Raw genomic sequence first — 25926 nt, forward strand, 5'->3', positions numbered from 1 at the left:
TGATGTGGGATTGATCTAAAGCAACAAAGTAGCAGGGGGCAATGGTGGTAAAATGCGCCACAGCCGTATTTTGGTAGTATTTTGTAAGTGATTGATAATTATTCTCAAAAGTTTATTCTTTTCATTTTTGCTCTCTCTTTTTTCTTCACCTCTTTTGCTTTTGCTCATGACCAAAAAGTACAGAGAACAGACTACGATGTGGGTGTTTTAGCGCTGCGTGGACACGCACATGCTCGAGAAGCATGGCAACCGACTTTGGATTGGCTGGAGACTCAGAATCCTGGTTATCAATTCAACCTACATACTTACGATTTCGACCAACTTGAAGATGCATTTTTGCACGGTTGGCTCGACTTCATTCTGACCAGTCCAGGGCAGGCGACCAAACTTGCTCGCGAATACCCAATCAACTGGTTGGCAACGCAGAAAACCGCTTACAGTGATTTACCAAATAAGTCGATTGCTTCGGTGGTGGTTGTACGTGAAGAATCGCCTTTTAAAACACTGAAAGACATCAATAAAGCCAATGTTGCGGCGGTATCGGAAAAAGCGTTTGGTGGTTTTCTCGCGCTGCGTTACGAGCTCGATAAACTGGGCTACTTCAAATCATCATTCTTTGAAAAGATCCACTTTACTGGCCCACCGACGGATCAGCTGATTTTGGACGTGATTGAGAACGATCTCGATGTGGCGATCGTTCCTGCTTGTACGTTGGAGAACATGGCGAAAGAGGGGCGTATTCAACTGCATAACCTACGTGTATTGAATGAGAAGCGTCCTGCAGATTCAGTTTGCGCGGTGAGTACGCCACTGTACCCAAACTGGACGATGGCGATGACGGAACGCGCACCAGTCGATGTTGGTCAGATGGTGGCACAAACCCTATTCGCAATGCCAGAAGACCACCCGGCAGCGATTGCCGCAAATAATGTCGGTTGGATGCTGCCTGCGCCGAGCATAAATGTAGATAAAGTTTACAAGCACTTAGACATGCATCCGCTGCAAAAATCTTGGGGACAAAAAGCGCAAGAGTGGCTGCATAAGAACCAAGCCATTGCGATGGCGTCTTTACTGACTTTACTGTTGTTGACGGGCTATCACTTCTGGCTGGAGTGGAAGTTTCAGCGCAGTCGCGAAACGCTAAAAACTACCATGAATGATTTGCGCCGCAAGAGTTCTATGCTTGAGCACGCGCAGCGAATCACCATAGTCGGTGAGCTTGGTAGTAGCCTGGCGCATGAAATCAATCAACCTCTGGCGGCGATAAAGAACTACAGCCAGGGGGCTAAGGTACGTATGGAGCGAGGTGCTACTGCCGAAGAGATGGCACCAATCCTCGATAAAATTCAACAGCAGGTCACTTCTGCAAGTGACATTATTCAGCGCCTTCGTAGCTTGATAAACAAAACGCCAATTGAAAAGAGCTGGGTGGATTTAGCTTCGTTAATTGAAGAAGCAATGAAGCTGGTGGATTACGAGTTTCAACGACACCGAATTCAATTGGGCGTGCTTTACTCTGGCGAGCCACAAAAAGTCTTTGCTGACGCCACTGGTTTGCAGCAAGTCATTCTCAATGTTCTGAACAATGCAAAAGACGCGTGTTTGAGCCATGTGCCGAAGCGCGAAGACTTGTATGTGGATCTCCACGTTAGCTTTTGCGATGAGATGGTGATTATCGATGTGATGGACAATGGCATTGGTATTGAAGAGCAAGAGACACCATTAGATCAAGCCTTCTACACCACTAAAGAAAATGGACTGGGCTTAGGTTTGGCCATTTGTCGTGATGTGCTTGATGCCCACCAAGGCAGCATTCAATTTAGGTCAATTGAGCCAACGGGGTGTCAGGTGACCATTGTATTACCGTATCAGGAGGCTTGTCATGAGTCGTAACCTTTGTCCGCTCTATATCGTTGATGATGAAGAGCCAGTATTGGAATCCATGGCGTTTATGTTGGAAAGCTATGGTTATGAGGTTGAGACTTTCTCTAGCGGGATAGATTTCCTCAATGAGGTCAATTTGTCTGCACCTGGTTGTGTTTTGCTCGATAGCCGCATGCCAGACATGCGTGGGCAAGATGTTCACCAAATGATGAACGAGAAACTCAGCCCAATTAGCGTGATTTACCTGACTGGACATGGTGACATTCCAATGGCAGTGGGTGCGCTAAAAGATGGCGCACTCGATTTCTTTCAAAAACCAGTCGATGGTAACGCCCTTGTGATGGCAGTGGATGATGCGATGGCGCAGTCACTCAAAAATGGTGAGAAGTTGGGCGCTAAGCAGGTTTTACAGAGCCTCACTAAGCGTGAGAGAGAAGTTCTCGGTTTGGTCGTCAAAGGGATGAAAAACCAAGAGATGGCGGACTTATTGTGCGTATCTTTGAGAACGATTGAGGTGCACCGCTCTAACGTGATGAAGAAGCTCGAAGCAGAGAGCTTAGCGGTGTTGATCCATAAAGTGGGGCATTTAATTTAGCTTCAGTGTATTTTGGTATCGATAAATGAAAGTATTTAGGTCGAAATATTTATTGTAACCTAATGATATTTAGGGAAAGGTTTGCTCAATTGATATCAGGAAGATAACATCAGCAACCAGAATAAACCTTACTCTTAATTAGAATCCAACTATGTTTGTCGATACCGTTAAAAGCGCTTTCTCATCATTGAGTGCAAATAAACAGGCTATTGCGAAAGCAACGGCGTTACCCATTCTCCTTTCTTTGATGCTGGATCTTGTTTTGAACTCAGCGCAAGGGGATGTCGCTCCTATTCTTGTTCAGATCCTGATGGCTCTTTTATCTGCAATCGTTGCAATCAACGTTCATAGCATCATTTTGAAAGGTCCCCAATCTGTGCCACAGTGGGGACGTTTCACCTTTGGAAAAATCGAAATGTGGTTTATCGGCCACTACTTGGCCATGACCGTGGCGGTGGTCGCTGTGGCTGCGGTTTGCGCGATGATTAATCTTGTCCTAGCAGCTATCGCGCTATTAGCGTTAAGCGTTGTGTGTTGTCGATTAGTCTTGGTTTTTCCTGCCATCGCGATTGGTAAAGGTGTTTCTTTTCCTTACGCATGGAATCTTACTAAAGGCCATACCTGGTACATGATGAGCGTTGTGATTATTGTGCCGCTTCTGTTCGGATTGGCGATGTCGCCATTGGCGTTTTTGCAACTGCCTTTCTTAATGAGTCTATTGAGCTTTATAGTCACCATTATCGGAATTGCAATTCTGTCTAAAGCGTATGAGCAATTGAGTGGTTTTGACGGGGAGTCTTACTCTCAGCAGTCATTCTGATGCTTAAATGAAAATAAACTTTGATATAACAAAGTGTTAATGATGCATAAGCGCTTCCTTTGAGAGGCGCTTTTTTATTGTTGTTTGTAGGTGGATTTACCTACTTTTGTAAGAATTTATTACAAATTACATTTTTGAAGTGATATAAAGCACACCTCTAATGAGGCCGGTCTTGTTTTTTGACTGTCTCATATCGAGGAAACTCATTTCGAGGAAACCATGACTTTTTAATTGACGATTAAGGAAGGTGTTTTTTGCTCATTAGTCCGCCCTAGAACGATCTCTCAGATGCGTTTGCATCAATCCCTTCACCGTGCGCAATGCACCAATTAAGGCAATACGTTTATGAGAGATTTATGTTTAAATTTACAAAAGATACTTGGTTCAACAATGTTAAAGGAGATTGTTTATCAGGAGTTGTTGTAGCACTGGCACTCATTCCAGAAGCTATCGCATTCTCTATTATTGCGGGACTCGACCCTAAAGTGGGTTTGTATGCCTCGTTTTCCATCTGCGTCGTGATTGCGTTTACTGGCTCAAGGTCCGGAATGATTTCCGCGGCAACAGGAGCGATGGCGTTATTGATGACCACCTTAGTTAAAGATCATGGTTTGCAATACTTGCTTGCCGCATCGTTTTTCGCTGGTGTGCTGCAACTGTTAATCGGCTATTTGAGGCTAGGGGATTTAATGCGTTTTGTATCCAAGTCTATTATGACAGGGTTCGTTAACGCTTTGGCAATTCTGATTTTTATGGCTCAACTGCCTGAACTGACTGACGTTTCTTGGCCAGTTTATGCTTTGACCACGCTAGGTTTAGCCATCATTTATTTGTTCCCATACCTACCGAAAATCGGAAAAATGCTGCCTTCTCCATTGGTGTGCATTATCTCGGTGACGGTGATTGCGTTGATGTTTGATATCGATATTCGCACTGTTGGCGACATGGGTGAACTGCCCAGCGCGCTCCCTGTGTTCATGATTCCCGATATTCCTTTCAACCTTGAAACTCTGCAAATCATTTTCCCTTATTCGTTAGCGTTAGCCATTGTTGGTGTACTTGAATCATTAATGACAGCATCCATTGTGGATGAGCTTACGGATACCGAAAGTGAAAAGAATGATGAGTGCAAAGGACAGGGCATTGCGAATATGGTCGCGTCTCTGTTTGGTGGGATGGCTGGTTGTGCGATGATTGGTCAGTCAATGATCAATATTCAGTCTGGCGGTAGAACACGTTTATCAACGCTTTGCTCCGGTGTGTTTTTGCTGGTCATGGTGGTGTTCTTGGGGGATTACCTAAAGCAAATCCCAATGGCGGCACTTGTGTCAGTGATGATCATGGTAGCAATTAGCACTTTCTCATGGCGCTCTCTTGCGGATATGCGCAAGCACAGCTTGCCGACGAACGTGATTATGGTTTCTACGGTGATTGCTGTTGTGGCTACCCACAATCTCGCAATCGGTGTTCTGGTAGGCGTTTTATTAGCGTGTGTTTTCTATGTGAACCAAAGCCGTACCTTGATGAAGGTGTTGGATGAAGTCATTGTCGATAACGACCATACGATTCACAAAGTTCATGGGCAAATCTTTTTTGCTTCCGCTTACAGCTTTACCGATATGTTCGACTTTGATACTGCGACGAAATATATCACGATAGATTTATCCGATGCGCATTTTTGGGATATCACCGCGATATCGGCACTGGATAAAGCGATTCTTAAGTTTCGAAAAGGGGGCTCGATAGTCGCCGTGACCGGCATGAACGAAGCGACGCTGGATATGATTGATCGTCACGCGGTTTATGACGATCCAGAAAAGCTTGCTAAACAAGGTATGGGACATTAGAAGCAAAAAAAGCAGCCATTGGCTGCTTTTTTAGAGACTTATTCTGTCAGAGACCGACTGCCTCAAAACGAATACGGGATTAGTTTACCCAGTCACGCAATTCGAACGTTAGTTCGTGGTCTGCGTTTTTCAATACTAGACTTTCGTTAGTCAGAGTAATGTCGCTCCAATCAGAAAGCGTTTCAGACATTACTTTTTCAATCTTCATTTGGTCTTCCATACACATCTTCATGGTCATGCCCATTTTCTCGATGCGTAGTTGGTTGTCTTTCAGTTCTGCTTGACCGAAGAAGTTGTTACAACCAGCGTTGCCGTTTGCAGTTAGGTTTTCACCAATCTCTAGGCGAGGAGCTTGACGCTCTTCTGCAGCGATGTTTTTGCCATCGATTTGAACCAACTGCCAGTTGTGGTGTTGTAGATCTTGAGCCGTAATTTCTTTCACATTGTCACCGTTGCTAGCGCATGCAGTCATTAGAACTGGAAGTGAGATTGCTGCTACTAACGTTTTTAGGCTAAGCTTCATTTTATTGACTCCGTTTTTAGAAAACGTGGTAAGTATAGGTAATAAAACACTGTTTTTGTCAGCATACGGTTATGGTTTCGTATGTTTTTAAACACGGCGTATTTTATAACAGAGATCCCATTCTCGGTATTGAAATTCACCGAAAACTTCGAAATTTCTTATGGTTATTTGATGATAAACGTATCGGACTCAAATAAGTGAGCGGAAGAACGGGTTGAGCATGGAGCAATTGGAGTTTTTTACCGTCCCAAGTCCTTGTGTCGGAGTTTGTACGTCTGACGAAAAAGGTTATTGCAAGGGATGCATGCGTAAAAGAGAAGAGCGGTTTAATTGGCTGAGTTTTACTCCTGCGCAGCAGTTGCACGTCATTAAGCTGTGTCGTCAGCGATACAGAAGAAAGGTATTAGCAGGGAAGGGGAAAACAGAGTTGCCTCAAGATGATGCCTCACCGCAACAAGATCTGTTCTAGTTATTCATCCTATCGTTCTCGTTTCATAACGATTCCCGGCCCAGTTTGAAATGATTATCCAAAAGAGAGCCGGGAAATTCCTATCCATTTTCTCGCCCAGCAATATGAGCGATTGGCGTTATTTTAATGACCATTGGTCGCTTACCCAGCCTCCTGCTTGTTCGTCGAAGTGACTCCCAGCGAAGCGGTGATTTTGTTCTACCTCTAATTTACTTGTGGGCAATTCATCCATCAATTGGTGAATGTATTTTGCCATTGGGTCAGTACACGCTTCACGCTCTTTACGGGTGACCACTTCTTTAATTATCTGCAGTCTATAGCTGTTGCTGGCTCGTTTCATTTTTGACCTCCAGAACTCGATGGCAGCAGTTTGAACACATTGGCGTTCAGATCGCTGCTCATTAGCGGGAGCGTAGAAGCCCATCGCTTTCGTTTGAAGTCCGAGAGACAAATTGTTTGAGAGCAGTGTTTGTAACGCCATTCACATCTTTCCCAGAATCATTTTCTGTGTGAATCAAAAAGCTTCCTAAAACTCAGTTAATGAATCTGCTTATTTGAAAGACCTTATCAAACATAGAAGTCTCGAACAGGGGCGTCAATAACACAAATGAACAATTTTTGAACGATTTGTGAAGGTGGCGTTTTATCAGAGATTTAGCGCCAATAAAAAACCGGAGCCACTTGGGCTCCGGTTGGTCTTAGAGTCAGTCTGACACGCCTTTGTTTCGATTGTTATGCAACCGAATGGCTGTCAACATCTAAGTGTAGACAAGAATAGTGCAGATTAGCTACCTGTCGCAGGACAGCCTTTCACCGCTTCACCGTTGCTAAAGTATTCGATGTTGCCTAGGTTCTTGTCAAAGTCTGCTGCAGAAATTTGTGGGTTGTTCACGAAGAACTCGCGCAATACTGAAGCGTCAGTCATTTGAGTTGATTCAACATCAATCACTGGGTAGTCATCACCGCCCGCTGCACTGAAGCTGATTACAGAGAAGGTGTACGTCGCTGCTGGATCGAAACCTTTATTGTTGATGTCTGTAATCGTTACGTCGCTTTCGTCACAGTTAACAGTCAGTTTGATGTTATCCAGCTGAGCGTAAGCACCAGAACCTGCTGACTTAGTTGCTACTACGTCTAGGTACTCTTTCACTTCTGCACCCGTCATGGTTGCTTTAGTTACGAAGTTACCAAAAGGTTGTACCGTTAGTACGTCGCGGTACGTGATGTCGCCAGTTTGGATTGAATCACGCACACCACCTGAGTTCATTACACCGAAGTCAGCGTTAACTAGGTTGTATGTACGGTACGCTTCACCCAATAGGTGACCAAGGTTTGTTTGTTGTGAACGAACTACGCCACGGTCGCCTTCAAGTTTGCCGTCAGTTTCTGAAACTTTAACATCCAACAAGTCTTGACCTTGTTGTTGGTAAGGTAGAAGGATCGATTTCACTGTCGCATCGTGCTTGATGTATTCACCGATAACTTCATCGTTATCATCAAGAAGGTTCACAGGGATCAGAGCATAGTTCGCTAGGTGAAGTTTGCCATCGTAGTATTCGAAGTCTGCACGACCTACGTATTTGCCCCACTCATGCGCTTGCATGATGTAAGTGCCGTTTTGTTGATCTGGCGTACAGTCATCACCTGGTTTGAAGTCAGCGTAGTTATTGGTACCTGGCTCCATACATACAGGGTTTTGAGAGTGGCCACCGATGATTGCGTCTAGCTCACCTTCTTCAAGAGAACGTGCAAGTAGAACATCACCAGGTGCTTCGCTGCCGTGTTGACCATCTTGGTAGTGACCCATATGAGTCGTAGCAAATACTAGGTCAACTTTTTCGTTTGCTTCGATTTCTGCAAGTACTTTTTGGATTTCAACTTGTGGATCTTCGAAGTAGATATCAGCAACGTTGTCTGGGTTTACCAGTTTCGCTGTGTCTTTTGTTGTAAGACCGATTACCGCTACTTTAAGGCCGTTAATCGTGAATACTTTGTAAGGGTCGAAGTAACGCTCGTCAGTTACTTTACCGTCTGCATCTTTCTTGTAGATGTTCGCAGCTAGCATAGGGAAGTCTGCTAGCTCAGCTTGCATGTCTAGAACATCTAGAGAGTTATCGAATTCGTGGTTACCCACTGCCATTGCATCGTAACCAATCAGGTTCATACCTACGAAGTCTGGTACTGCATCTTGCATATCTGACTCTGGTACACCTGTGTTGATGTCACCACCAGATAGAAGAATACTCTCACCACCGTTTGCAGCGACTTCCGCACGAATAGACTCGATAAGCGTTTTACGTGCAGCCATGCCGTACTCGCCATCACTGTTGTGCCAGAAACGACCGTGGTTATCGTTAGTGTGTAGAACCGTGAACTTAGTACATGAGTCTGCTGTGTCACAGGTCACTGGAGAGTTGTCGCTGTCTGAGCCACATCCTGCTAGCGCAGCGCCGACCGAAAGTACCAAAAGGGATTTGGAAAACTTCATAAGGGATCCTTTCTTTGTGATTTTGTTATTGTTACGGCGTGAAATATACGGAATTAGTGTGAAACTTTAGTGATCTATATCTTATTTACAGTTCTATCGGATACAGGAATTAACAGGGCTGCAAGGCATGTCGCCAAATAAACAGAAATCGTATTTTGGAAGGTGGTTATTGATTGCTTATCTAAATTCGTGAGCAGTTTAACTGAAAGTGTTTTGTTTTTGTGAATCAATACGGATTTTGGTGAGATATAAAGCAAATTTTGATGATTATTTTAGCAAAATCATGTCTTCTTACGGCTTGAGAAATAAATAGTTATAATTTTCTGTACGCTGTATTGAGAGAAAGGGATGCTCAAAAAAACAACCGCACTTTCCGCGGAAATCGATTGCTCTTGGAAAAAACAGTTCAAAGTGAGCTGTAATTTGTACAATGGCTATTCATATGACCCTCACTATTGGCAAAAGTTCTCCGATCTTTGTGCTGTATTTTTATACCAATCTGACGACTGCACGTTTATATCTTGCCCCGAAAATCTATGGGACAAAATTAAACATGTTCATCCAAGTGAACTCGAGAGAAAATTAAATAACAAGCAATTGTTCTGTGAATACGACGATGTCGACTACTATTTATTTAATGACGGCAAAATCAATCAAGACGATGGGATAATTTCTCTCTCTATTGAGTCTGATCTCGAGTTACTTGAATCGTTTGTAAGTCGAATGAGTGAAGAAGATATCCTCAAAGCGGATTTTGACCTCGATAGCCATTTCTTTTATGGCATTTTCGATAACAAAGCGTTGGTCGCTGTGCTGGCTTCTTATTGTTATAAAGGGAAAGAACCGTTTGAGTCTTTATCCATATTGGTCGCTCCTGAAGCAAGAGGGAAAGGATATGGGAAACGGCTGCTTGCTCATTTAGTCAGTGAGGTGAAGTCGAGGCAGCGTAAAGTTAGATATCGAGTAAATATTGAAAACACGCCTTCAATAAAGTTGTGCCAATCTTTGGGTTTTGAAGCGTACAGTCGTCAAAGAGTATTTACTCCGGAGTGATAAGAAAGGCAGGCAATGGGATATACAGTTAGAAATGCAGTGAGAGACGAGGCGAATCAGATCGCCAAAATACACGTTGATTCATGGCAGGTTGCCTACAGAGGACTGATGCCACAGAGCTATATTGACCAGTTTACTCGAGAGCGTCGAGAGCGAATGTGGACGCGAGTAATGACAGAGCAACTGGCAAACCTCATTGTTGTAGAGAAGCAGAAAGAGATCGTCGGCTTTCTAAGTTATGAACTGCCTAATCACTCCAGCGAAGACAAAACTGCGATTGTGACCTGTTGTTATGTGTCGCCTTTGTATTTTGGGCAAGGAGCAGGCAGTGCGTTGTTTGATGAATTGGAAACACGATTACTCTCAACGCCTGTGATGCAAATTAGCCTTAAGGCACTAGATACCAATAAGCAGGGACTCAATTTCTACAAGAAGTGTGGTTTTGTGCGCTCTGGTGAGGAAGAGTCGGAAGTGATTGATGACATGACGTTGAACGATGTGACGCTAGTGAAGTACATAGCGCGAACCTAATTGTCTCAGCTGAAATTCGTTTTCACTGAAATACTCAATGCAAAACTTGGTCGATTCGAGAGTTGTTTATCAGATTCGAAGAGTAGGGGGACATTTGCTTCTGCCCTAAATAGTAAAACCCCGGAGGTGGTAAGTCTCCGGGGTTTTGAAATTTTTTAGATGTCTCGGTTGGTAAGTCCGATAATCTTTATGCAAAAGGTTTGGATTTTATCCGTTAATTCCTTGGTAGGGAATTAGATACGGATGAAGTCCATGTGCTCAACTTTTGGCTTGAAAGCGTGACGTTGAACGTCTTGTGGCTTAACTTTAACTTCAGCGCCGTCGATCACTAGAACGATACCTTCGTAGAACTCAGGCTTGTCCATTTGGTTAACGATGTCGTCGTGGTTAAGAACGATAGCAACTGCTGCTTCTTCACCGCCGTATACAACTGCAGGGAATTTGCCAGCGTGACGTAGGCGGCGGCTCGCACCTTTACCTAGTTCAGTACGTACTACTGCTTCGAATTTCATAGTATTTACTCTCAAATTAGTAAAAAATAAAACTTTACAAACACAATGCGACCTTGTGTTCGTAGTAAAGCTTGAAACAGGAACTGTTCAAGCGAGCGCGGATACTATCATCCTGCTCTACATTCAGCAACCAAAATTGTACCTAAATCACCAAAAAGCCAGTAATTCTTCTTTAAGAAGAGTGTCTGTTTTGTGGTGTCGGCAAAACTCTGTCCGCATTGCGCTGATTTTAACCTATTTGGCTTTTTGTCAGCACGTTTTTATTTGCCTAGGACTCAATCCTCTTTCCAAGTTAATTCATTCATTAACGACATCTGTTATTCACAAAATGAACGCAAAATGAATGTTGACCTCAGTAACTGTTAAGTCAGTCGGTTCTATTCTCCATCGTACATAAACGGACAACCTCAATGGAGCACATTATGAATCCTATCAGTATCGTGATTATTACCCTTAATGAAGAAAAACGTATTGGTCGACTACTTGAAGATTTAACCAAACAAACTCACCAGAACTTTGAAGTGATCGTGGTGGATTCGAACAGTGAAGACTCGACTCGTGAAGTTGCACAAGCTTACGAAAGCGCATTGTCAGAACTGACGGTGCATCATATGGATACGCGTGGTGTCAGTCTAGGTCGTAACACAGGTGCAGAACTGGCGAAATATGAACGTATTCTGTTTTTGGACGCGGACGTACGCTTACCGAGTGATTTTTTGAGCCGCGCGATGAGTAAACTTGAGGACGCGAAGCTAGAAGTTGCTGGTGTGTACATGGGCTCAAAAGATCTGCCAATGGCGCATAAGTTGGGTTACTGGGTATTTAACGCGGGTTTGTTTATTACTCAGTACACTTTCCCAACGGCGGTAGGTGCATGTATTTTCTCTACCAAACGTGTACATAAAGAGATTAACGGTTTTGATGAATCCATTACGCTTTGCGAAGATTGTGATTACGTGAAGCGTGCTTCAAAAACATGGCGTTTCCGTTTTTTACCGATGACGTTTGCATTTGACCCGCGTCGTTTGGATCAAGATGGTTTCTTTAAAATGGGTATGACGTATTTCAAAGCCAATGTACGACGATTCTTCTTTGGCGAGATGCGTAACAACGAAATGGAATACAAATTCGGTCACTACAAAGACCAGCGTTCATAATCGTCGGAGGCTGCATGCTGGAGGCTATCAGTCTGTTCTTCGGAGCACTCCTTGATGCAACGATTGGACCTAATCTCTTTGTCCCGGGCGAGCCGTTTTTGCTCGCTGCGGGCTATCAACTACATCAAGGCGTGATTTGGGGTGTTGTCGCCGTTTTGTTGGGCGGTTGGTTTGGCGATCAACTCAGTTACTTTATTGGCAAGCGTTCTGGCGCTAAAGCACAGAAGAAGCTGATGCGTTGGCAAGCCAAGACAAGGCGTCCAATCGCTCGTTGTCGTTTGTTGATGAAAAAACGCGGCAATACCATTTTGATCTTTGCACGCTTACTCGGACCTGTTGCTTGGGTCGTGCCATTTATGGCGGGCTCGGTGAATGTTGGTTGGAAGCGTTTTACAGTTTGTTCTTCAATTGGATTGATACTTGGTGTAGGGCAATTTGTCGTTGCTGGGTATTTGCTCGCTGCGGGTTTAAACACATGGGTTCCACTTGATTCCATTAAGTTTATCCTTGTTGAGCATAAGCTTCTTATCGCCTCAGTGCTCATCGCTTCAGTATTCGCCCTTGTGGCTTGGAAGAAAAATTGGTCACGTAAATGGACCAAATCCATAACGGCGTTAGTGTTCTGTTTAGTTGCTGCGAATTATGGACACTTTTTCTATCTAGCAGACGACAATATTGAACCAACCGATGTTACTGGAAAGCAACCGATAGCACTTAATGATATCGGCTTTAAGGTTTATCCGGGGCGCTCGAATGTGTTTGACGCTCAGGCCGTAAATTTGGTCTACGTCGGTGAATCACCGATAACCTTAATGCAAGAACTCGGTTGGCTAGAAAATCAAACCTTTTCAAGAAATGACATTGAGTTGGCAGATTATGCGAGCTTATTGAAGCAAAAGCTGCCACCTGTGTCGGATTTGTTTTGGAATGGCAAACCACAAGCGATGGCATTTCAAGAGCCCGGAAGTTTGCTAAAACGCTCTCATATCCGCTGGTGGCAAGCGGGGTTAGAATCAAAGTCAGGTCAACCGATTTGGGTTGGTGCGATTAGTTACGATGACGGTCTAAAGTTGGCGCATTACTCGGGCATTGTGACGGTTCTGCATCGAATAGATCCTAATGTGGACAGCGAAAGGGATCGTCTAGCGAATCAAATTGAAGTCAGTCATTTAAGGCTAGTGGGAGAGTTACATTCTTTGACACAGCCTGTTGCAATGGACAGTAAGCATGACTATTACTCTGATGGAAACGTGTTGTTGATTAGCGAGCCATCATTAGCACTATACTTATCCAACCAAAAAGCTATCTAAATACAAAAATGGCACCTAGTGAATAATTCGATAAGTGCCATTTTAAACCCTTGCAGTAAATAACAGGTGTAGGTGATAGATGTGAGAGACTTAAGCGCGGCTCTTTTGCAGAATTAATGTGGCTTTTAAACCGCCCATTTTGCTCTCTGATAGTTCAAGCTGGCCGCGGTAACTGTGCGCCATTTCACTTACAATGTTTAAGCCCAAACCGGAACCCGGCGTGGTTTCATCCAGTCGGTAGCCACGCTTTATCACTTGGCATAGTTGCTCGGCAGGAATTCCCGGGCCGTCGTCTTCAACGATAATATGAATATTGTCCTTATCTAGCGTTGAATGAACACGAATGATGCTGTCGGCCCACTTGTAGCCGTTCTCAAGCAAGTTACCCACCATCTCATCTAGGTCGGTTTTCTCTACGGCGACGTTCAATTCAGAATCAAGCTCGTTAATCAGTGTGACGTCACGGTGTGCGTATACCTTGTCAAACGCCATGGATATGGCATCAACGCGCTCTGAAGGGTTCGATTTCACCGAAAGAATATTCATAGAGCCAGCCATACGAGCGCGACCCAAGTGGTAGTCGATATGCTGCTGAATCTGCGTGATTGGCGCGTTCAAGCGTTCTTGTTCTTCAGGCGTGAAGTTTTGCACCTCGTTTTTTAAAACGGAAAGCGGTGTTTTCAGCGCGTGAGATAAGTTTCCGGCATGATTACGTGCACGTTCAAGCAGCTCTTGATAGTGAAAGAGCAGGGCATTAAGGTCAGAAATCAAAGGGGAAATTTCTTTCGGGTACTCTTCTTCTAAGCCTTTTTTATTGCCTGATTTAAGCTCGGCTAACTCTCTTTGCAGCTTGGTCAGCGGGCTTAAAGACCACGCGATTTGCAGCAAGATAACCGCAAGAACACCAGCAAAGAGCAATCCTAGAATGATCCAAAGCTGCCCCGTTAAAGACTGGATTGTGCCTTCAATTGGATCTTCGTCAATGCCGATGATGACATCAATGGGACCGTCGTAATCTGGCAGGTAAAGGGTCTTTTTCAACGTGATAAGCTTTTCATCACGAGCGCCAAAGGCGTCTTTATCCAATCCTTTGTACTCAATTTTCTTATCCCACAGTGATCGCGAACGTTCTAAGCTCGTTTTGGTGGAAGCACTCCAATAAAGGCCACTGTATGGGCGACTGAATCTAGGGTCGGAAAGTTGGGTAGAGAGAGTGAGTTGGCCTTGGCTGTCGACTTCGAGCTGGGCGGCAATCTCGTCCATGTAGACATTCAGTTGGGAGCGAGTGTCATCCACCATATAGCTATAGACTTGGGTGGGGATCGTTACTCCCGCAGCGAGGATCATAGCCGTTAGCCAGACAACCGCCGCCAGTACTAAGCGGCTTTTTATACTCAGCCGCTTAAGAATGTGCATAGGTAGCCTGTGTTTACTCGGCATTCAGTTGGTACCCCAGTCCGCGGACGGTTTTGATGATCTTTGGCGCGATTTTCTTACGAATACGACCGATGAAAACTTCAATGGTGTTTGAGTCACGGTCGAAGTCTTGCTTATAGATGTGCTCTACTAATTCGGTACGAGAAATGACTTTTTCTGGGTTGTGCATGAAGTACGCAACTACTTTATATTCCAGCGCGGTTAAGCTGACCGCTTGTCCTTGCCACAGTACTTTTGAGGAGCGGGTATCTAAACTCAAATCACCAATCTGCATGACAGGTGAGGCGTTACCCGAAGCGCGGCGCAATTGGGCTCGAAGTCGAGCTGTTAACTCAACCATTTCAAATGGCTTAGTCAGGTAGTCATCGGCGCCAGCATTCAAACCCTCAACACGTTGAGATAATGTGTCACGGGCACTCAAAATCACAACCGGTGTATTAATGTTTTCATCTCGAATGCCTTTTAGAACCGTTAAACCATCGAGCTTCGGCAAGCCTAGGTCTAGCACAATAGCGTCCCATTCTTCTGAGGTAGCACGGTAAAGCGCATCGATGCCATCTTGGGAAAGTTCTGGCACCCAGCCATTGTTTTCCAACGTTTCTAAAATTTGTTCGCCTAGGCGAGGTTCATCTTCGACAACAAGTATTTTCATATTCTTTCTTCTTATTATGCTTGGTAATTATTTTCACTTAATTATTGTGGCTTGAGGGCTTTGTTGAAGTTACGTCCTTTTATCTCGAGCATTTCTAGTGTAGCGGCATCGTATTCCACCTTTATCACACTGTCATTGAACAAGATCTTAAGTTCGTAAACCCATTCGTCATCGTCTTCTTCAAGTTCAACTTTAATAATACGCCCATATAAATCATTCTCCACTGCTGCGTACATATCAGAGAACGGGCGGATATAGCCTTTCTGAACGGCGCGGTAGACTTCATCCTGATCTTCATCGAACTCAATTCGTGTCCCCGGTTTTTCGACGTCACGAACGATAGCGTGACCATCTTTGTCATCATGATGGTCTTTGTGATCGTGGTGATCAGCAAAGCTAGGCGCAGACAATAAAAGCGGAAATATAGCTAGCAGCACGGAAAGTTTGCGCGGAGTGAAGGAGATAGACATGGCAAAGCCTTTTTCAATGAGTTACGACGATTATATCGTGCTGTACATGAACAGAAAGTGAATTAGTGAGCATTCGCTTATCTTAGTTCGTCGTCAAAGATCTTGTCGCGCAGCTTCCAGAAACGGCCTGACTTACGGGCAATAACAAATTGCGGTAAACGGAAACGATGCTGGTTAGCTACTACTTTAGTTGGCGACGCTTCTTCAAACGGACGATGTTTATCTGCAAGGTGAGGGCGAACAAACTGGTCTTTGAAGGTTTGCTTCTGTTTCTTGGTATTCAGTGACCAGAACTCGTGCACCAATGCGTTCCCTTCGCCTTGGTAGGTTTCACCAGAATACGTCACTTTCAACTGTGACTTGCCATCACTAGATTTAAACACCGTCAAATCCATTTCAGTACATTCAAAGATCAGCGCATCTTTTAGATTTAATGCCTCTTTGAGCTTTTTGTCTGGGTCAACGAGTGTGGCATCACACTCATGGCAAATACGCGCTGCAATATCGTTATCAGCACCGCATTCACCGCAATATTTGGCTCTAAAGCGGTATCCACAGTGTTCTCGCTCGCCAGTTTCATCATCTTCAAAGTACCCTTGGCAACGGCGACCAAAGTGTTCCAGCAAAAAGCCATTGCTGTCTAACTTGCCCCAGAAGTTGTTGTTAAAGCCACAAGCAGGGCAAGGGATGGTGATGATTTCACTGGTGGAGTCTGGCTTAGGATCACCCACTTCAGGTTGGTACAGGTCATAGCTGTTGCCAGCGTAATCCAGCACGAGACATTCTGATTTGCCTTCCGACAGACGCAACCCACGTCCAACAATTTGTTGATATAAACTGACGGATTCGGTAGGGCGCAGAATCGCGATTAAATCCACATGTGGTGCATCAAAGCCTGTAGTCAGAACGGACACGTTGACCAAGTACTTTATCTCACGATTCTTGAACGATTGAATGATGGCATCACGTTCGGGTGTTGGCGTATCACCAATGACGATGGCGGTTTCGCCTTCTGGCAGTAGACCATGGATTTCTTGTGCATGGCGAACCGTGGCTGCAAATACCATTACGCCTTTGCGTTCTTTGGCGTATTGCATGATTTGCTCAACGATTTGTGGCGTCGCACGTTTGGCTTTGTCGATCACCATGTCCATTTCCGCTTCTTTGTACCGACCCGTATTGGCAGGCTTTAGCTGCGAGAAGTCATAAGATAAGACTGGGGCGTCCATCATGCGAGCAGGCGTTAAGAAGTTTTCATCCAGTAAGTAACGAATAGGGAGCTCGAAGATACAGTCGCGGAAAAAGCGTGATTCTTCCGTTCGAACCTGTCCACGGGTGTGGTACTGATAAATCCATCCCATACCTAAGCGATAAGGTGTGGCGGTTAAGCCCAATACTTTGATGCCGGGATTGAGCTCTCTCAAATGAGTGATCACTTTTTGATAGCTACTGGTTTTCTCGTCTGGCACGCGATGACATTCGTCAATCACCAGTAAAGAAAACTGGTTCTTGAAAGAATCCAGATTGCGCACCACGGATTGAACTGAGGCAAACACCACTTGCTGATCGGTTTCTTTACGCCCAAGACCTGCTGAGAAGATTGAGCCTTTGAGTCCATAGCCCTCGTACTTGGCGTGGTTCTGTTCCACCAGCTCTTTTACGTGAGCAAGTACTAGTACTCGACCTTTGGCAAGCCTTGCTAACTCTGCAATGACCAAGCTTTTACCCGCACCAGTAGGCAGCACAATGACCGCTGGTGTGGTGTGTTTACGAAAATAGTGAATCACCGCTTTTACAGAGTCGGCTTGGTAGGGGCGAAGGGTGTACATGAAAATCTGTGAAATTGCTCAACTATTCGAATTAGGATCGCTATAATACCCGACCTTAAACATTAGAGGTATTCATGCGTTTAGATAAATATTTGTGTGATGGACTGGGTGCGACTCGCAAGCAGGCAACGAAGATCATCAAAAGTGGTGAAATAACGGTTGATGGTGAAGTACAAAAGAGTGGTGCATTCAAAGTACCAGAAGGTGGTGTGGTTGAATGGGAAGGGCGCGAAGTTGGTGCTCCTGGCCCTCGTTACATCATGTTGTACAAGCCTGCGGACTTTGTGTGTTCGCATGAAGATGGGCACAACCCAACGGCGTTCGTTCTACTGGATGAGCCAAAGGTAGAAAACTTGCACTTTGCTGGTCGTTTGGATGTGGACACTACCGGTCTTGTGCTGATCACAGACGATGGTCAATGGTCGCACCGTATTACGTCACCAAAACACAAATGTGAGAAGACGTACCGCGTATGGCTAGTGGATGCGATTCAACCTGATTACGTTGAGAAGTTTGCCGAAGGTATTGAGCTACGTAATGAGCGTGAGCCAACACTGCCAGCACATCTTGAGATCGTAAACGAAGCCGAAAACGAAGTGCTGCTAACGATTGTGGAAGGCAAATACCACCAAGTGAAACGTATGTTTGCTGCGCTCGGTAACAAGGTTGAACATCTTCACCGTGAACGTATTGGTTCTATTGTGCTGGATGAAGCACTTGAGCCGGGTGATTACCGCTTCTTAACAGAAAAAGAAGTTGAATCAGTTGTAAAATAACTCAATCTGGTTGGAAATAATCACTGTTCTGGGAAATTGTTTGATTCCTGATAGGAACTAGTCTTTTGATGAGAAATCACTCAGAATGGTGGTTCCTACCAAATAAGTCTTAGTGTCTGAGTAAGATGCTCATTCGCCGCTCGTAAACGCAGGCAGAACTGTATTTAGTCTGAGAAATCCTTTTCTCTTGTTGGTCCTTACTGACGATAAGTACAGACGGTGTTCATATCACCGCCTCTTCGTTTTAGCTCGGTTACTTTGTCGTTCTGCATACTGATCATGCAGGTTTTAGCGTCGAGTTAGTCAAGACCATCTTGGTATACTTTCGTCTTTTATGATCTTCTCAATAGTAAGGAGACTATGCGCTGTAATTCGTGACTGTTGCGGATTCAGGGTGAGAGAAGCGTCAATCATCTATCTCAATCAATGTGGAATGTTGATGGGAGGACACAACAAGAGGTAAGGCAATGACAGAAAAAGCCCAAAGTGCTCCCCAGTCACAAATCAGTTTTTTATTGTTTCTTGTACTCGGTGCAATTGGTGCGTTGACGCCACTTGCTATCGATATGTACCTACCAGCTATGCCAACCATCGCGAAAGATCTTGGTGTAACCCCAGGCGCGGTACAGATTACGTTAACGGCTTATACGGCAGGTTTTGCAATAGGTCAGTTGATTCATGGTCCGTTAGCGGATAGCTATGGTCGCCGACCTGTACTCATTTTAGGTGTGCTCTTTTTTGGTTTGGCAGCGGTAGTCAGTGCGACCACTAACGGTATCGATGCGCTAACTTATGTGCGTACGGCGCAAGGTTTTGCTGGTGCGGCAGCGGCTGTGATTATCCAAGCGGTTGTACGAGACATGTTTGACCGTGAAGATTTCGCGCGTGCTATGTCGTTCGTGACCTTGGTGATTACGATTGCGCCTTTGGTGGCGCCGATGATTGGTGGCCATCTAGCGATTTGGTTCGGCTGGCGTTCGATCTTCTGGGTACTCGCTATCTTCGCCGTTGTAGTGATTTTGCTTGTTCTGTGGATGATCCCAGAAACGCTTAAGCCAGAAAACCGTCAGCCACTAAGATTCAGAACCACGATTCGTAACTATGCGCGCCTGTGTTCTAACCCTGAGGCATTGGGTTTAATGCTTTCAGGTGCGTTCTCTTTCTCAGGTATGTTTGCATTCCTGACTGCGGGTTCGTTTGTTTATATTGATTTATATGGTGTTCGACCTGACCAATTTGGTTACCTATTTGGTTTGAACATCGTAGCGATGATCATCATGACCAGTCTAAATGGTCGCATGGTGAAAAAGGTCGGTTCGCACTTCATGCTACGTTTCGGGCTAACCGTGCAGTTGATTGCGGGTATTGGCCTGTTTGTCGGCTGGATGCTTGACCTTGGCTTGTGGGGCATGGTGCCTTTTGTTGTGCTGTTTATCGGTACTTTGTCTACGATTGGTAGTAACTCAATGGCTCTGTTGTTGAGTGGGTACCCAACTATGGCGGGTACAGCATCTTCACTTGCTGGTACACTGCGATTTGGCACTGGCTCACTGGTTGGTGCGCTCGTTGCTGCAATGCCAGGCGCTGTTGCGTGGCCGATGATCATCGTAATGTTTGCTTGTTCAGTGCTGTCTGCACTGTTTTATTGGACTTTAGGAAGAAAGGCGTAATGTCTAATTACACCCAAGAAATTCAAAACTTAGTTAACGCTGCTCTGGCGGATCTAGACCAAGAGCATCGCTCAGGCAAATTGGCCAATGCACCAGTTGCGAACAACCACTACTTGGTACGTTGGGTCACAAAGGCGCTGAAATCACAACGGTTTGGTCGCACAGTGGGTGATGACCTAACACGTTGGCAGAAAGCTGGTCGTTCAAAAGGTAACGATGCAGGTTTGCTATTCATCTTCAAACGTATCTCTGGCTTTTACGCGCAGTTTTTCCCTGAAGGTGAAGAGCCTAAAGTAATCAAAGACTCTGACATTGAAGCGTTCTTGGATCTTATGGAACAGGCTGGTTGGGAAGTGTCTACGTCTGAGCAACTCGTTGGTTGTGGCAAGGTTCAACTCTTCACAGAAGGGCAGAACTCATTGGCATTGTGCGCAGACCAATGTGAAAGCTGTTTTGATGGTGAGCGACTGGTGAAACCGATGAGTTGGTTTGTTCGTGGTAACCATGCGGAGTTTGTTGAGAAAGCATCGCAAGCAGGCTACATGGTTCACAAAGTAACCGACTACAAATCGATGGTGAAATACCACGGCGAATATCTAATCTTCCCTGCGAACGAAGGTAATCAATTAGCAGAGATTCCACTGTCATTTAAAGCTGACTAATAGAATCACTTCTCCTCACTAAGCAAAAAGCGTACACATGATCTTTGTGTACGCTTTTTTGTATTTAGCCGTCTCAGTTTAAGGCGCGGGTTAAGTCTCGCAGCTAAACAAATTGATGCCTGTGATCGTAAAAATTCAGGATGTGCTTTAACGCCCAGTCACGGTAACGATCCGCTTCAATCAAAACATCATGTTTAGCGTGAGGTATGGTTAATAGTCTTGAGCTGGTGCACGCTTCATTGAATGTATCTTGGGCTGCTAAGGAGACAACGTTGTCTCCCTCTGGTTGCACGATCAGAATTGGCGTCTTGATATGCTTAGCCTGAGATAGACAATATTTTCCTGCTGCAATGGCTTCACTGATCCACTTTGGACTGACACCGCCTAATCGCAGCTCTGGGTTATTGCTGAGTAAATCACTGTAAGCTTTAAAGCGGATTGGGCTTGTCGTGTGATCATTTCCTTCGAAAGTCTTAGTAACAAAGGCGGTTTGTGTCGGAGCGAAGTTCGGCGTTTTCTGAAGTTGGCTGATCACCTTCATTGTCGCACTTTGGATACCGCCAACAACTTTAGGCAGCTTGATGCCAAACATTGGACTTGTGAGGGCACAAGCTTTGATGTTGTGGTCATACTTCGCTAGGTATTGTGTCGCGATAGCTCCGCCCATAGAGTGGGCGAGTATCATTACTTCAGTTTTGTGTTGGCTTGCGACAACCTGTTCAAGAAATAACGCTAAGTCTTCTACATAGTGCTCAAACTGGTCGACGTGTCCAAGTTCACTGTGCTCGGCTAATCGTTGAGATTCTCCCTGACCACGGTGGTCAAAAGCGTATACATTAAAATACTGACTTAACTCATAAATAAGTTCTTTATACTTCCAAACCGATTCATTACGTCCTTGTACAATGACGAGTGTTCTTGAATAGTTTTGAGGGTTAACGTTGATCCAAGCGATGTCGCTGTTCATTGCCCCCTTCATGTATCCGCGCCTTCTATTAAGCCATACTTGTTCGATTTTCTGATGATGGGCATCATCATTTACAAACTCAGAAGTGATGGTTTTATAGCGTTTGTATGGCTTGTAAGGGATATTCAGCTTTCTGCCAATACTAGCAACAAACAGACGACCTAATCGCGCCCCGTGCAAGTAATCGGCATCCAGCTGTTTTTTCGTACTTTCTACGACGGACGATTTCAGGTTTCTAGCAGGTGAAATCTCGTAGATATTCACGTCATCCGGTGGGTTGGCTAAAAAGCGTTGAGTCTGACGGTAGGTCTCTTCGTGTTTGAGTAAAATAGCTGATAGCTCACTCATGGCTTTACTTGGCGCATGCTTAAGAATGGCCTCAATGAGAGGGTGGTGCTCGTCAAAATCGGTAGGCATTGTTCGGACCACAACGATATGTTTGTAACCTCGACGGTAAGCCTCTTCCACAGGAATGGGAGCCGACACACCGCCGTCAAGCCAACGTGCACCGTCGAACACCACCGGCTTTTTATGCAAGGCAGGAATCGCGCAGGACGCTCGAAGTACATCCTTCCAGTTATCTAGAGTGACATCGAAACACTCGGTGGTTAGGTTACGTGCATGGGTTGCTACAGCGACGACTTGTTTGGTTTTGAGTAAATCCGAGCCTTTTTCCCAATTGAGTGGGATGTCAATTTCCGCATTGTCGACCAGAAAGTCTAAATCTAAGCCTTCGCCATTGAGGAGGTATTTCGTCAGCTTAAAGAATTCTGGGCGTCGCGTTGTCTCTGCAATTATTTTGTAAGCGTGACCTTGATGCCCGCATATGTAAGAGGCGAGGTTGAGGGAGCCTGCAGAAGTGCCGATAAGTAAGTCGAATGGATTAAAATCAGCATGTAAAAAGGCATCGAGAACGCCCGCAGTGAATATGCCGCGTTGACCACCACCTTCAGTCACCAATGCAATCTTATCTACGTGTTGCTGGTGAAGCATGAAGTTATCGTGGTGTTTGTTGCTAATGATGTATCGATTACCCATTGTGATTCCAATACTTGCTTGTTGTGGTCACCACTTCGCACAAGATGAAGTGGGTAAGAAGAAGGCATGGATTAAGAGTAATACGGGGGCTGGCCTGAGATAAATTCAAATAAATTGACTCCGCGTTAATCAATCTAAAACCCTCTCTCATCGACCCTTAGCTTATTACTCTTTTATGCTGGCATCCGTGCCAATGGTTCGCTTTATTTAGTTTTGTTTTTCCTCTAGCGCCTCTGCTTCTTTCGCTATGGCTTTAACCATGCCTTTGAAGATAAACAGGTGAGCAGGCATCATCGCAAACCAGTAGAGTAAGCCCGGAAAGCCTTGGGGATGCCACCATGCAGTGATATCGAATTCACGCTCCTCACCATCGTCTTTAATGGTGATTTCCAAACGACCAAGCCCTGGCCCTTTCATGCCAAAAAATAGCGAGAGGAACTGGTTCTCTTCGCAGCGAATGACTTTCCAAGAATCAATGAAATCACCCACTTTGAGCTCTGGACCGGGAGGGGAAACACGAATGGGTTTTCCGCCACCAAAGAAGATATCGAGCCATTCTCGGGTGCGCCAAAGGATGTTAGCAAAGTAATAGCCTTTTTCAGGGCTACCGATCTTTTGTGCCACCTTCCAAAGTGATTCGGCAGAAGCTTTAGTCTTGATGCTCGCTCCCGCTTGTTTTGGATAGTACCCATAGCCCGGCTGCCAGCGTTTGAGTGCGGCAGGTTCGAAGCCCCAGACGTTACTGCGTACAAAAGTGCCTTCCGTTGCGATCGTGTCCTCAACAGACTGCTCGTAGCTAATCAGCTGCTGTGGGAATCGCTGATGAATGGCTTTGGTATCGGCAATGTAGTCGTGTTCTAAACCTGCAAGTAACGCTTTACCGATATTTGCAGGAACCGATGTCACGATGGCCAACCAATACGATGCCATTTTAGGTGTCAGCAGTGGCGTAGACCAAAGTCGGTAAGGTTTCTTGGTAATCTTACAAATGACTTCAAATTGCTCACGATAACTTAATGTATCCGGACCGCCGACCTCGTAGATTTCACTCTCTGTTGGTTTGGTTTCTGCCAGTTCAAGCAAATAATGATTAAGGTTGGGGAGGGCGATTGGGTTAGCTTTGGAATCTACCCATTTAGGCGCAATAAGAACCGGCAAATTGTAGACAAAGTCGCGCATGATCTCGAATGCCGCAGAACCGGGACCGATAATCACGCCTGCACGAAGTTCAGTAACAGGCACGCCAGCTTGACGAATGATCTTTCCCGTCGCTTTGCGTGCCGCTAAGTGTTGAGAGTTGCCAGTTTGAGGCTGAATCGCACTCAAGTAAATAACGTGTTCTACACGACTTTTCTCAAGCGCATTTTTGAAGTTCTCTGCGAGGTTTAATTCGTATTCAACGAAGTCGTGGCCTTGCGCCATACCGTGCACAAGAAAGAACACCAAATCAAAGTCATTCACCACTTCGAGCGTTGCTTGCGCATCCGCTAGATCGAGATAAGTAAGGGTGAGGTTAGGGTGTGGCTGAGTTCGGGATTCTAGATAGTCAATATGACGCGCTGCTGCAGTGACAATGTAACCTTTGTCGAGCAGTTGTGGAAGAAGTTGTGAGCCAATGTAACCGGAAGCCCCAAGTACCAACACCTTTTTCATTCTGAGTCCTTTTTATTGCTGGTGGATTAGTCACCACTGGGTATAATCATGAGACACTTTTCCCTTTCTATCAATAAGTTGTCGACGGAGCGAGCATGACTTTTTTTTCACAATTGATTACTCATGCTGATAAGTCGTTTTTACGTCGACTGTTTGCCATCGCATTACCTATTACTTTGCAGAGCATGATGTTCTCTAGTCGAAGCTTGGTGGACGTTTTGATGCTAGGCCAGTTGGGTGAAGCGGAAATTGCAGCGGTCGGCGTTGCTGCAAGAGCGACCTTTGTAACCACGATTATGCTCCTTGGTGTGACAACGGGTGGTGCGCTGCTAACGGCACAATATTGGGGAGCGGGCGATAAAGTCGGAGTTCGCCAAAGCACGTCATTGACTTGGATGATCTCCATGGTGTTCGCTGCTTTCACCGTCGTGTTGTTCGTACTCTTCCCTGAACCAATTATGCGCCTAACGACGGATTCAGAGGAAGTGATTCGTCTTGGGGCTGACTATTTGGTGATTTCATCGGTTAGTATGTTCGCTGTAGCTTGTGTCGCGAGTATGGCTGTAGGTTTACGTGCCATGCATCAACCTGGGCTAAGTACTTTCTTTAGCGGCATTGGTATTGCGTCTAACATTTTCCTCAACTGGGTGCTGATTTTCGGTAAATTTGGCTTTCCTCCAATGGGGATTAAAGGTGCTGCGATCGCGACAGTGATCAGTGGCGTAATAGAGGTCACATGCCTATTCAGTTACTTGTGGTTTAAAAAACACATCATCGCGTTTGGATGGGATGATATTCGTGCCAGCTTGGTGTTGGATAAAATCACACGTTTCTTGAAGTTATCTCTTCCTACCACATTTAACTTCCTTGCTTGGGCTGGCGGTTTGTTTGCCTATCACGCCATTATGGGGCAGGCCGGAGTGCAAGGCTTGGCTGCTTTATCAGTGATGACACCGGTTGAGTCGATTGCTCTGGCCATGATGATAGGTTCATCTAATGCAGCGGCTGTTTTAGTAGGCAACCAACTAGGCGCGAAGCAGTTTGGTCCGGTTTACTACCAAGCGTGGGCAACGGTCTTCCTGAATGTAGCCATCGCCATCGTTGTCGCTATTTTGCTTCTACTCTCTAACCAACTTATTCTCGATGCATTCAGCGCACTGACACCAGAAACTCGGCACCTTGCTGAGCAGTTTATGGTGATTCTCGCTATTGGTGTGATTCTGCGCTCCGTGCCTATGATGGCCATTGTTGGTGTGCTACGCGCAGGTGGGGATGTGAAGTTCTGTTTATATCAAGATCTGATCGCACAATGGGTGATCAGTATCCCTCTCGCTGCCTTCGGTGCAATCTACCTTGGTTTTGAACCGCAATGGGTTTATCTACTGTTTTTGACCGAAGAAGTGGTGAAGTGGGGAACGTGTTTTCAACGTATGGCGAGTAAGAAATGGATGAAAAATTTGATCGAAGCTTGAGTGGTGTCTCGAGACAAGTTGCATTTGTACCCTGATAGTGTGATCAACTATTCAAAATACTTCCTACCAACAGCATTTTAGTGTAGATTCTGATTCCAATTTTTAGACACC

General features: G+C 45.2%; 23 protein-coding genes. 13 read left to right on the plus strand and 10 right to left on the minus strand.

The features are described 5' to 3' along the window. Positions 1–87: 87 nt before the first annotated feature. The 4 genes from KIO97_RS09605 to KIO97_RS09620 all read left to right on the plus strand — a co-directional run bounded on the left by KIO97_RS09605 (position 88) and on the right by KIO97_RS09620 (position 5146). A complete protein-coding gene (locus KIO97_RS09605) occupies positions 88–1893 on the plus strand; it encodes a sensor histidine kinase (RefSeq protein ID WP_285382189.1) in 1806 nt (601 codons plus the stop codon). After that, a complete protein-coding gene (locus tag KIO97_RS09610; protein WP_285382191.1) occupies positions 1883–2479 on the plus strand; it encodes a response regulator transcription factor in 597 nt (198 codons plus the stop codon). The genes KIO97_RS09605 and KIO97_RS09610 overlap by 11 nt, the downstream gene beginning before the upstream one ends. A 151-nt stretch (positions 2480–2630) precedes the next feature. Beyond that, positions 2631–3299 (plus strand): hypothetical protein, encoded by a 669-nt coding sequence (locus KIO97_RS09615; RefSeq protein WP_285382193.1) that lies wholly within the window; start codon positions 2631–2633, stop codon positions 3297–3299. 356 nt (positions 3300–3655) lie between these two features. Further along, a complete protein-coding gene (locus KIO97_RS09620; RefSeq protein ID WP_285382195.1) occupies positions 3656–5146 on the plus strand; it encodes a SulP family inorganic anion transporter in 1491 nt (496 codons plus the stop codon). Positions 5147–5225: 79 nt separating this feature from the next. Here KIO97_RS09620 and KIO97_RS09625 read toward each other — a convergent pair whose 3' ends face one another. Further along, positions 5226–5669, minus strand: a complete 444-nt coding sequence (locus KIO97_RS09625) for an META domain-containing protein (RefSeq protein WP_285382196.1) — start codon at positions 5667–5669, stop codon at positions 5226–5228. A 220-nt stretch (positions 5670–5889) separates the two neighbouring features. Between KIO97_RS09625 and KIO97_RS09630 the strand changes: the two genes are divergently transcribed. Then, positions 5890–6138, plus strand: coding sequence for a DUF1289 domain-containing protein (locus KIO97_RS09630; protein ID WP_010646041.1), 249 nt, complete (start codon positions 5890–5892; stop codon positions 6136–6138). A 118-nt stretch (positions 6139–6256) separates the two neighbouring features. Here the strand turns inward: KIO97_RS09630 and KIO97_RS26950 are convergent, their stop codons facing one another. Together KIO97_RS26950 and ushA are read right to left on the minus strand one after the other, a co-directional pair. Continuing rightward, entirely contained in the window at positions 6257–6478 is a 222-nt protein-coding gene (locus tag KIO97_RS26950) for a hypothetical protein (protein ID WP_038889567.1), read from the minus strand. 444 nt (positions 6479–6922) lie between these two features. After that, positions 6923–8626 (minus strand): bifunctional UDP-sugar hydrolase/5'-nucleotidase UshA, encoded by a 1704-nt coding sequence (gene ushA / locus KIO97_RS09640; RefSeq protein WP_045378311.1) that lies wholly within the window; start codon positions 8624–8626, stop codon positions 6923–6925. A 348-nt stretch (positions 8627–8974) separates the two neighbouring features. Between ushA and KIO97_RS09645 the strand changes: the two genes are divergently transcribed. Continuing rightward, the gene (locus KIO97_RS09645) at positions 8975–9679 is read left to right on the plus strand and encodes a GNAT family N-acetyltransferase (protein ID WP_134976623.1); all 705 of its coding nucleotides are present in this window, start codon (positions 8975–8977) and stop codon (positions 9677–9679) included. Between the two features lie 15 nt (positions 9680–9694). Continuing rightward, positions 9695–10210: a GNAT family N-acetyltransferase gene (locus KIO97_RS09650; protein ID WP_012128268.1), complete on the plus strand. Its 516-nt coding sequence runs from the start codon at positions 9695–9697 to the stop codon at positions 10208–10210. 233 nt (positions 10211–10443) lie between these two features. Here KIO97_RS09650 and rplY read toward each other — a convergent pair whose 3' ends face one another. Then, positions 10444–10722, minus strand: coding sequence for a 50S ribosomal protein L25 (gene rplY, locus KIO97_RS09655; RefSeq protein WP_005529240.1), 279 nt, complete (start codon positions 10720–10722; stop codon positions 10444–10446). 422 nt (positions 10723–11144) lie between these two features. Here rplY and KIO97_RS09660 point away from each other — a divergent pair, with 422 nt between their 5' ends. Together KIO97_RS09660 and KIO97_RS09665 are read left to right on the plus strand one after the other, a co-directional pair. Then, positions 11145–11879: a glycosyltransferase gene (locus KIO97_RS09660; protein WP_285382200.1), complete on the plus strand. Its 735-nt coding sequence runs from the start codon at positions 11145–11147 to the stop codon at positions 11877–11879. 14 nt (positions 11880–11893) lie between these two features. Continuing rightward, on the plus strand, positions 11894–13189 hold the full coding sequence (locus KIO97_RS09665; protein WP_285382201.1) for an LssY C-terminal domain-containing protein: 1296 nt from the start codon (positions 11894–11896) through the stop codon (positions 13187–13189). A gap of 90 nt (positions 13190–13279) precedes the next feature. Here KIO97_RS09665 and KIO97_RS09670 read toward each other — a convergent pair whose 3' ends face one another. The 4 genes from KIO97_RS09670 to KIO97_RS09685 all read right to left on the minus strand — a co-directional run bounded on the left by KIO97_RS09670 (position 13280) and on the right by KIO97_RS09685 (position 17577). Further along, positions 13280–14629 carry an ATP-binding protein gene (locus KIO97_RS09670; RefSeq protein WP_285382203.1) on the minus strand — a complete coding sequence of 450 codons (1350 nt, stop codon included), beginning with the start codon at positions 14627–14629 and terminating at the stop codon, positions 13280–13282. Next, a complete protein-coding gene (locus KIO97_RS09675; RefSeq protein ID WP_005442273.1) occupies positions 14619–15278 on the minus strand; it encodes a response regulator transcription factor in 660 nt (219 codons plus the stop codon). The genes KIO97_RS09670 and KIO97_RS09675 overlap by 11 nt, the downstream gene beginning before the upstream one ends. A 41-nt stretch (positions 15279–15319) precedes the next feature. Next, on the minus strand, positions 15320–15748 hold the full coding sequence (locus KIO97_RS09680; RefSeq protein ID WP_038886169.1) for a PepSY domain-containing protein: 429 nt from the start codon (positions 15746–15748) through the stop codon (positions 15320–15322). 77 nt (positions 15749–15825) lie between these two features. Further along, positions 15826–17577, minus strand: a complete 1752-nt coding sequence (locus KIO97_RS09685) for a DEAD/DEAH box helicase (RefSeq protein WP_285382205.1) — start codon at positions 17575–17577, stop codon at positions 15826–15828. Positions 17578–17651: 74 nt separating this feature from the next. Here KIO97_RS09685 and rsuA point away from each other — a divergent pair, with 74 nt between their 5' ends. The 3 genes from rsuA (at position 17652) to KIO97_RS09700 (ending at position 20685) form a co-directional block, all read left to right on the plus strand. After that, positions 17652–18353 carry a 16S rRNA pseudouridine(516) synthase RsuA gene (gene rsuA / locus KIO97_RS09690; RefSeq protein ID WP_285382207.1) on the plus strand — a complete coding sequence of 234 codons (702 nt, stop codon included), beginning with the start codon at positions 17652–17654 and terminating at the stop codon, positions 18351–18353. A 467-nt stretch (positions 18354–18820) separates the two neighbouring features. Further along, positions 18821–20023 (plus strand): Bcr/CflA family multidrug efflux MFS transporter, encoded by a 1203-nt coding sequence (locus KIO97_RS09695; RefSeq protein ID WP_005428556.1) that lies wholly within the window; start codon positions 18821–18823, stop codon positions 20021–20023. Further along, positions 20023–20685 carry a DUF2913 family protein gene (locus KIO97_RS09700; protein ID WP_181144059.1) on the plus strand — a complete coding sequence of 221 codons (663 nt, stop codon included), beginning with the start codon at positions 20023–20025 and terminating at the stop codon, positions 20683–20685. The genes KIO97_RS09695 and KIO97_RS09700 overlap by 1 nt, the downstream gene beginning before the upstream one ends. A gap of 103 nt (positions 20686–20788) precedes the next feature. Here the strand turns inward: KIO97_RS09700 and KIO97_RS09705 are convergent, their stop codons facing one another. Both KIO97_RS09705 and KIO97_RS09710 read right to left on the minus strand, forming a co-directional pair. After that, positions 20789–22690: an alpha/beta fold hydrolase gene (locus tag KIO97_RS09705; RefSeq protein ID WP_285382210.1), complete on the minus strand. Its 1902-nt coding sequence runs from the start codon at positions 22688–22690 to the stop codon at positions 20789–20791. A 207-nt stretch (positions 22691–22897) separates the two neighbouring features. Next, on the minus strand, positions 22898–24343 hold the full coding sequence (locus KIO97_RS09710) for a DUF2867 domain-containing protein (protein ID WP_045378332.1): 1446 nt from the start codon (positions 24341–24343) through the stop codon (positions 22898–22900). Between the two features lie 95 nt (positions 24344–24438). On the opposite strand from KIO97_RS09710, the gene KIO97_RS09715 reads away from it, so the two are divergent. Continuing rightward, positions 24439–25815 (plus strand): MATE family efflux transporter, encoded by a 1377-nt coding sequence (locus KIO97_RS09715; RefSeq protein WP_285382213.1) that lies wholly within the window; start codon positions 24439–24441, stop codon positions 25813–25815. The last annotated feature ends 111 nt before the right edge of the window (positions 25816–25926 follow it).

Origin of the sequence: Vibrio sp. B181a (assembly GCF_030248375.1) — a bacterium.
Taxonomy (GTDB): Bacteria; Pseudomonadota; Gammaproteobacteria; order Enterobacterales; family Vibrionaceae; genus Vibrio; species Vibrio campbellii.